We start from the raw sequence: 7862 nt of genomic DNA, 5'->3' as shown, positions 1-7862 counted from the left end.
CGGGGCTGGTCGAGGCGCGGGTGGTGCGCAAGGCCCTGCGGGACGCGGCGGAGGGCGAGCCGCTGCCACTGGACGGCCTGGCGGATCTGGTCGCCCTGGAGGTGTGGCTACGCCGTCTGCTGGCCCGCAGGGGGACCTGCTGGACCGGCACCCCGGCCCGCCAGCGTGCGGTCCCGGGCGGAATCGCCCCCCAACGCGGCGCACTCGGCGCCGGCACAGCCGGCACCCGCTGACCCCCTCTCGGCCCGGTGGGCGCGATGCCTGCGGCGCGGTTCTCGGTCCGGCGGGTCCCATGCCTGCGGTGCGGCTTTCGGTTCGGTGGGGTGCGGGTCTTGTGCCTGTGCGGCTTCGGTGGGGGTGCGGGTCCCATGCCTGCGGCGCCTGTGCGGCTTCGGTGGGGGTTGGGGTAGCGCCCACGGCCGGTGGGTGGGTCGGGGCCGCGTCGGGGGTGTCCGTCCTCGGACTGGCGCGGATCACGTCTTCCGGAGGGGGTGCGGGGTGCGGACGCGCCAGCCGCTGCGGGCGGCCACCCCCGCCCCGTCCCCTTCCCGCCGTGGGCGGCTGCCTACGGCCACTCCCGCCCTCCGCGGGCAGTCGTGCCGCATGTCCCGCAATCCGCGGGCAGTCGTGCCTCCCCCCAGTGCCTCAAGGGCCTGGGAGGTGCCCCCAGGGCGCTGGGGGTCCCCCCGCTCATGGGGGTCCCCCCGCTCGAGCGAAGCCGAGAGTGGGGGAGAAGCCGAGAGTGGGGGAGGGTGGGCGCTGGGGGTACCCCCTCTGGGGAGGCACCCCGTAAGCGCCGGGCTGCACGAACACCCCCGGCCCACACCAACCCCGGGGCACCCCGGAAAGCGCCGGGGCCGCAGCCCCACCCGCACCGCCGACCGCCCCTACGCCGGGCGTGAACGCAACCCCTCCAGCAGGATGTCCAGCAGCCGCGCCGACGCCGCAGCCTGCTGTGCCGCATCCGGCAGGGACGGTGCCGCCGTCGCGATCACCAGCAGGACGTCGGACACCGACACATCCGGCCGGAGCTCGCCCGCGGCCCGCGCCCGGTCCACCAACTGCCCCACCACATCAAGCAGTTGCGCCGCACCGGCGTCGTCCTGCGCCGCCACGGCCACCGGCGCCTCCGGCACCAGCCGCAACTCACCCGCCGCCTGCGTCCGCTGCTGCGGCAACCGCGCGTGGTCCTGCCGACCGTGCTCCTCCGCCACACCCACCCGCAGCACCTGCGGCGGCAGCAGCCGCCCCGCGCCGGACGCGACCGACGTGCGCAGGAAACGGGACAGCGCCGACCACGGCTCGTCCTCCTGGCCGAGCGCCGCCCGTGCCTGGTCGGTCAGCCGGGAGGTCTCCTCCTCGGCGATCCGCCGCACCAGGACGTCCTTGCTCGGGAAGCGCCGGTACACCGTGCCCACGCCGACCCGTGCCCGGCGTGCCACGTCCTCCATCGGCGCGCCGTAGCCCAGCTCGCCGAAGACCTCCCGCGCGGCGCGCAGCACGTGCTCCAGATTGCGCTGGGCGTCCACGCGCAGCGGTGCCGTGCGCGCCCCGTCCGGGCGTCCGCCGCCCTTGGGTGCGCTCATCGTCGTGCCGGCCGCGAGAGCGGAAGACCAATGAGAGTCCTGAACATGCATATGTATTCCCCCGGTAATGACGTCTCCCCCCGGAGACTTCTCCCCGCCATTGATGTCCGGGGCGTGCGGAACAGGCCCGGCTTGTCGGTCCCGCCCGTCGCGAGCCCGATGAGCACATCCCCCTACACCCCGTCGACAGATGAACATAGTTGAGAGGGAGTCAATTCAGAAGGGGCAGGTTCCGCACGGAGCGCCCCCCGATCGGAGTACGGGGTGCATACGTCCTGTATGTACCCCTGGACGAGGACCGGATCACCGCTGCTGACCTGGGAGAATTCCGGCAGGGCCGGTGAATCGGCCAACCCGGTGCGCGAGGGCCCTCCGGTCACACAATTCGTCGGGGCTGTGGACAAACGCAAGCGGCGGGTGCGTCATGGGATGGTGAAGGAACGTGCGCGCATTCTCGTTGTCGGCGGCGGCTACGTCGGGATGTACACGGCCCTGCGCCTCCAGCGGAGGCTGAAACGGGAACTCGGGCGGGGCGAGGCCGAGATCACGGTCGTCACCCCGGACCCGTACATGACGTACCAGCCCTTCCTCCCCGAAGCGGCCGCCGGTGCCATTTCCCCTCGCCACGTCGTCGTACCGCTGCGTCGTGTCCTCGACCGGTGCCACGTCGTCATCGGCGAGGCCACCCGCATCGACCACGCCGGGCGCACCGCCACCGTCAGCACGCTCGCCACCGGCGAGGAGGGCACGGAGGGGCTGCGGATCGCGTACGACGAACTGGTGCTCGCGCCCGGTTCCGTGTCGCGCACCCTGCCGATCCCCGGCCTCGCCGACCACGCCATCGGCTTCAAGACGGTGGAAGAGGCCATCGGCCTGCGCAATCACGTCCTCGAACAGATGGACATCGCCTCCTCCACCCGTGATCCCGCCATCCGGGACGCCGCCCTGACCTTCGTCTTCGTCGGGGGCGGCTACGCGGGCGTCGAGGCGCTCGGCGAGCTGGAGGACATGGCCCGCTACGCCGCGCGGTACTACCACAACATCCGGCCCGAGGACATGAAGTGGATCCTCGTCGAGGCGTCCGGGCGCATCCTGCCCGAGGTCGGGGAGGAGATGGGCCGGTACACCGTCACCGAGCTGCGCCGGCGCAACATCGACGTACGCCTCGAGACGCGGCTGGAGTCCTGTGCCGACCGCGTCGCCGTGCTCAGTGACGGGTCACGCTTCCCCACGCGTACGGTCGTGTGGACCGCCGGCGTCAAGCCGCACCCCGTCCTCGCCGCCACCGACCTGCCGCTGAACGGGCGAGGGCGGCTGAAGTGCACCGCCGAGCTGGCCGTGGACGGGGTCGCGCACGCGTGGGCCGCCGGGGACGCCGCCGCCGTCCCCGACGTCACCGCGCGGGAGCCGGGGCGGGAGTGTGCCCCCAACGCGCAGCACGCGCTCCGCCAGGCGCGGGTCCTCGGGGACAACGTCGTCCACTCCCTGCGGGGCGAACCACTGGAGACGTACGCCCACAAGTACGCCGGTTCCGTCGCCTCCCTCGGGCTGCACAAGGGCGTCGCCCAGGTGTACGGGCGCAAGCTCAAGGGCTACCCCGCCTGGTTCATGCACCGGACCTACCACCTCAGCCGGGTCCCGACCTTCAACCGCAAGGCGCGGGTCGCCGCCGAGTGGACGCTCGCCGGGCTCTTCAAACGGGAGGTCGTCTCGCTCGGTTCACTCGAACACCCCCGGGCGGAGTTCGAACTGGCGGCCGGTGGAAAGCCTTCCCAGGACCCTCCGCACAACCCGAAGGGGTCGTCCTGACCGGACCCAGGAACTCCAGCAGCCGGACCGGCGTCTGACGGATGTCGGCCCGGTCGGCACCCTGCCAGACTGGTCCACCACCGCGGGCGGGCCCCGCCCACCCCGGTGCGGCCCCCGGGGCCCCGGCCGGTCCCGGTTTCCGGCCGCCGACAACTACACGAGGCAAGGATTCGTGAACTTCACGCGCTGGAGCGCCCGGCTCCCCGGAACGCAGCGCCGCGCCGCAGCGCGGAACGAGCAGGCGGTCCTTCCGGACCGGCGGGGAGAGGGCTCCGTGCCCGGTGCCCGCGCCGAACAGCCCACCGACGACGCGCGGCCCGTGCCCGCCGTCGACGATCTGGGGGTGCGCGAGGTCCTGGACCACGTCCCCTCCCTCGTCGCCCTGGTCCACGGCCCCGACCACCGCATCGCCTACGTCAACGACGCCTACGCGGCGGCCTTCGGCGCCCGCCCGATCGGCGCCCCCGCGCGCGGAGCCCTCCCCGAGCTGGAGGCACTCGGTCTGCTGCCCCTCCTCGACCAGGTCCTGCGCAGCGGAAAGCCCCGCACGGTGAAGTCCCGCAAGGCCCCCGACGGCCGCTCCTACACCTTCACCTGCACCCCGGTCACCGAGGGCGAGGGCCGCGGGGTGCTCGTCTTCGCCACCGACGTCACCGACCACGCCGAGGCCGCCGAACGCCTGCGCGCCAGCGAACGCCGCCAGCGCGAGACCGCCGTCACCCTCCAGCGCTCCCTCCTCCCCCAGGAACTGGAGGAACCCGACGACCTGCGCGTCGCCGCCACCTACCACCCCGGCGGCACCGAGGCCGCCGTCGGCGGCGACTGGTACGACGTGATCACCCTGGGCGGCGGCCGCACCGCCCTCGTCATCGGCGACGTCATGGGACGAGGGGTGCGCGCGGCGGCGGTCATGGGCCAGCTCCGTACGGCCGTCCGGGCCTACGCGCGGCTCGACCTCCCGCCGCACGAGGTGCTCCAGCTCCTCGACGGCCTCGCCATGGAGATCGACGCCAACCAGATCGCCACCTGCGCCTACGCCATCCACGACCCCAACGAGGGCAGCCTGGTGTACGCCTCCGCCGGCCACCTGCCCATCCTGGTCCGCGACGAGAACGGCACCGTCCGGCGCGCCGACGAACCGACCGGCCCCCCGCTCGGCACCGGCGGCTGGATGCACGCGTCCGGTTCCGTCCCCCTCACCCCCGGCTCCACCGCCGTCCTCTACACGGACGGCCTGGTCGAGCGGAGGAACGAGGACCTGGACGAGGGCATCGCCGCCCTGGAACGCGCCCTGGCCGGAGCCACCGGCAGCCCCCAGGTCGTCTGCGACCGCCTGGTCCGCTCGGCCGGCGTCACCCCGGACCACGACGACGACGTCGCCGTCCTGGTCCTCCAGCACCCCGCACGCAAGGGCGCGGAGGGGGAGCTCTTCCGCAACGCCGCGCTGGAACTGCTCGGCGGGGTCGAGGCGGCCCCACGCGCGCGTGCCTTCGCCTCCGGCGTGCTGACCAGCTGGCGCTTCCCCGCCGAGCTGCACGACCTGGGCGTCCTGGCCACCAGCGAACTGGTCGCCAACTCCCTCCAGCACGGCACACCGCCCATGCGGCTGCGGCTGCGCCGCACCGACCGCCGCCTGATCATCGAGGTCACCGACGGCGACGACCACCTGCCGAGGCGCCGCCGCGCGGAACCCGGCGACGAGTCCGGCCGGGGCATCGCCATCGTCGCGACGATCGCCTCCGGCTGGGGCAGCAGACGCACCCCGGGCGGCGGCAAGGCGGTCTGGTGCGAGTTCCTCCTGCCGAAGACGAAGCCGGACCCGAAGACGCCCGGCTCGTAGCGGAGCCGGGCGTACGGAGGTGAGGCCCACGGGTCGGGGGCGTACGGGGGTGAGGCCGGGGCGTGTGGATCAGGCGTGCGCCGGAGCCTGTCCCGCTGCCGCGCCGCCCTGCACCACCACACGGCTCCGTGCCACCGACGGCTGGTCCTGCACGTCCGTGAGGTGCCGCCCGAGCCGCACCGCCAGCACCGTGATGCCCAGCGAGAACAGCAGGAAGATCACGACGTACGGCGCGTGCAGCGAGGCGCCCAGCGGCCCGCCCACGGCCGGGCCCACGGCCAGCGCGAGCTGCTTCACCAGGGCGAACGCCGAGTTGTACTGCCCCGCCATCCCGGTCGGCGCGAGATCGGCGACCAGCGGCGCGAGCGTCGGCGACAGCATCGCCTCACCGAGCCCGAACAGCGCGTACGTCGAGACGAACGCGGCGGTCGCCATCGCCTGGCTCCCGTTCCCGAGCCCCGCGTACCCGGCCACGGCCCACGCCACGGCCCAGATCAGCCCCACGGACGCGATCACGCGCGAGCGCTTGCGCCGCTCGACGAACCGCAGCACCGCGAACTGCGCCACCACGATCATCAGGGTGTTCGCGGCCAGCGCCGTCCCCAACGCGGAGGTGGAGATCCCGGCGGCCTCGACGCCGTACGCGCTCAGTCCCGACTCGAACTGTCCGTAACAGGCGAAGAACAGCACGAAGCCCAGCACGCACAGCTGCACCATGGCCCGGTTGCCCAGCAGCTGCTTCCAGCTGCCCTTGGCCGACTGAGCCGGAGCGCTCCCGACGCGCGGCGCGTGCGGCATCCGCGCCGTCGCCATCACCACGACCAGCAGCAGGAACATCGCCGCCTCGATCGCGAAGAGGAGAACGAAGGAGCTCGCTTTCGTGGGATCCACGAGGTGACCGCCGATGAGACCGCCGACGCCGAGCCCGAGGTTCTGCAGGAAGAACTGGGTGGCGAACGCCCGCGACCGGTTCTCCATGGTCGAGCAGTCCACGATCATCGTCGCGAGCGCCGGCTGCATCACCGCCTGCCCGGCGCCCAGCGCCGCCGCCGACAGCAGCACGGTCGCCGCACCACTCGACAGGCCCAGGCTCAGCGCCCCGACCGCGGCCGTGACCAGGGCGGCGAGCAGCACCGGCAGCGGGCCGCGCCGGACGATCGCCCGTCCGGCGAACGGCAGCACGATCAGCGCGGCCACGGCGAAGACGGCGAGTACGAGACCCGCCGTCATGGCTCCCAGCCCTCGCACCTGCGCCACATAGACGTACAGGTACGGGACCGTGAAGCCCAGCCCGAACGCGCTGAGTGCGTTGCCCACGTGGATCCGGCGCATCGCCGCGCCCATCGCCCTGGTCACGTTCACCTCTCTCAAGCAAGTAGTTAGGAGTGAAGACTTAGAAGCTAAAGTTCGATGCTAAAGGCTACACAGCGAAGGACTTCAAGGCAAAGGAGGGGCGTGCCATACTGCGGCCATGGGCGATACCTCCGGCCTCGGCGAGCCGACACTCGAAGAGCAGATCGCCGCGTACCAGCGCGAGTTCCAGGACCTCGACCCCCAGGTCGAGAAGATCGTCAACGCGCTGTCCCGCCTGAACCGGCGCATGAACGTCGCCTACGGCCGCCAGACCGCCGAGCTCGGCATCACCAACGCCGACTGGGAGGTCCTCAAGGCCCTCGTCCTCTCCGGCGCCCCGTACCGCATGGGTCCCGGCGACCTCGCCAAGCGCCTCGGCCTGACCCCGGCCGCCATGACCCACCGGATCGACCGCATGGTCACCGAGGGGCTGGTCGACCGGGAGCGGGACGAGACCAACCGGGTCCGCGTGATCGTGGAGCTGACCTCCGCCGGCCGTGAGAAGTGGCTCGAGGCGATGCGCCTGGCCACCGTCTTCGAGGAGGACCTCCTCCAGGACCTCGACCCGGACGAACGGGCGACGCTGGGCGAGGTCCTCACCCGCCTCCTGCGCCGGGTGGAACACGCCCAGCCGGACGCCGGCGGACGCCTCAGCGACCTGGACTGAAAAATCTTGGGCGGAGGCTGTTGACAGCCACCTACCCGATCCGTAAGGTTCTTCGGGTTGCCACGGGGCCGTAACGGTTCTTCGGCGGCACCTTCCGCCGCATCCGCGGCACTCAAAACCCCAGCACGACCTCCCAGTGGGAACGATTTCGGCGTGCCCGAATTCAATTCCAACCCTCGATTTGAGGAACACGGAGAGAGTCCGCTAAGGTTTGAGACGTCGGAACGGCCCAACGGCCGGGAAGACAACCCGCTCTGACCGGGAATCAGGACCGAAAGGATCTGATAGAGTCGGAACCGCCGGAAAGGGAAACGCGAAAGCGGGAACCTGGAAAGCACCGGGGAAATCGGATCGGAAAGATCTGATAGAGTCGGAAACGCAAGACCGAAGGGAAGCGCCCGGAGGAAAGCCCGCGAGGGTGAGTACGAAGGAAGCGTCCGTTCCTTGAGAACTCAACAGCGTGCCAAAAGTCAACGCCAGATATGTTGATCCCCCGACCTGATCGGTTCGATCGGGTTGAGGTTCCTTTGAAGAAATACACAGCGAGGACGCTGTGAACCGCCGGACTATTCCTCCGGTGGTTCCGCTCTCGTGATGTGTGCACCGG

General features: G+C 71.8%; 5 protein-coding genes and 1 pseudogene. 4 read left to right on the top strand and 2 right to left on the bottom strand.

The genetic code is table 11. The features are described from left to right. Positions 1-233 (top strand): annotated as a pseudogene (locus B7767_RS03330) (asparagine synthase); the annotation flags it as partial. A 654-nt stretch (positions 234-887) separates the two neighbouring features. On the opposite strand, the gene B7767_RS03325 reads toward B7767_RS03330, so the two are convergent. Next, entirely contained in the window at positions 888-1637 is a 750-nt protein-coding gene (locus B7767_RS03325) for a TetR/AcrR family transcriptional regulator (RefSeq protein WP_085570789.1), read from the bottom strand. 378 nt (positions 1638-2015) lie between these two features. Between B7767_RS03325 and B7767_RS03320 the strand changes: the two genes are divergently transcribed. Both B7767_RS03320 and B7767_RS03315 read left to right on the top strand, forming a co-directional pair. Then, complete coding sequence (locus tag B7767_RS03320) at positions 2016-3395, top strand: NAD(P)/FAD-dependent oxidoreductase (RefSeq protein WP_085570788.1); 1380 nt, start codon at positions 2016-2018, stop codon at positions 3393-3395. Between the two features lie 172 nt (positions 3396-3567). Next, positions 3568-5235 carry a SpoIIE family protein phosphatase gene (locus B7767_RS03315; RefSeq protein WP_085570787.1) on the top strand — a complete coding sequence of 556 codons (1668 nt, stop codon included), beginning with the start codon at positions 3568-3570 and terminating at the stop codon, positions 5233-5235. Positions 5236-5304: 69 nt separating this feature from the next. Here the strand turns inward: B7767_RS03315 and B7767_RS03310 are convergent, their stop codons facing one another. Beyond that, complete coding sequence (locus B7767_RS03310; protein ID WP_085570786.1) at positions 5305-6579, bottom strand: MFS transporter; 1275 nt, start codon at positions 6577-6579, stop codon at positions 5305-5307. A 127-nt stretch (positions 6580-6706) separates the two neighbouring features. On the opposite strand from B7767_RS03310, the gene B7767_RS03305 reads away from it, so the two are divergent. Further along, on the top strand, positions 6707-7255 hold the full coding sequence (locus tag B7767_RS03305) for a MarR family winged helix-turn-helix transcriptional regulator (RefSeq protein ID WP_085570785.1): 549 nt from the start codon (positions 6707-6709) through the stop codon (positions 7253-7255). The last annotated feature ends 607 nt before the right edge of the window (positions 7256-7862 follow it).

Source organism: Streptomyces sp. 13-12-16 (assembly GCF_002114215.1).
In the GTDB taxonomy this organism is placed as follows: Bacteria; Actinomycetota; Actinomycetes; order Streptomycetales; family Streptomycetaceae; genus Streptomyces.
Note: the sequence above shows the minus strand (reverse complement) of the source record. Positions and strands in the feature narration are given on the sequence as shown.

Excerpts from the sequence above, each read along its gene's own strand:
- B7767_RS03325 (WP_085570789.1), bottom strand. The coding sequence starts at position 1,637 with ATGCATGTTCAGGACTCTCATTGGTCTTCCGCTCTCGCGGCCGGCACG.
- B7767_RS03320 (WP_085570788.1), top strand. The coding sequence starts at position 2,016 with ATGGTGAAGGAACGTGCGCGCATTCTCGTTGTCGGCGGCGGCTACGTC.
- B7767_RS03310 (WP_085570786.1), bottom strand. The coding sequence starts at position 6,579 with ATGGGCGCGGCGATGCGCCGGATCCACGTGGGCAACGCACTCAGCGCG.
- B7767_RS03305 (WP_085570785.1), top strand. The coding sequence starts at position 6,707 with ATGGGCGATACCTCCGGCCTCGGCGAGCCGACACTCGAAGAGCAGATC.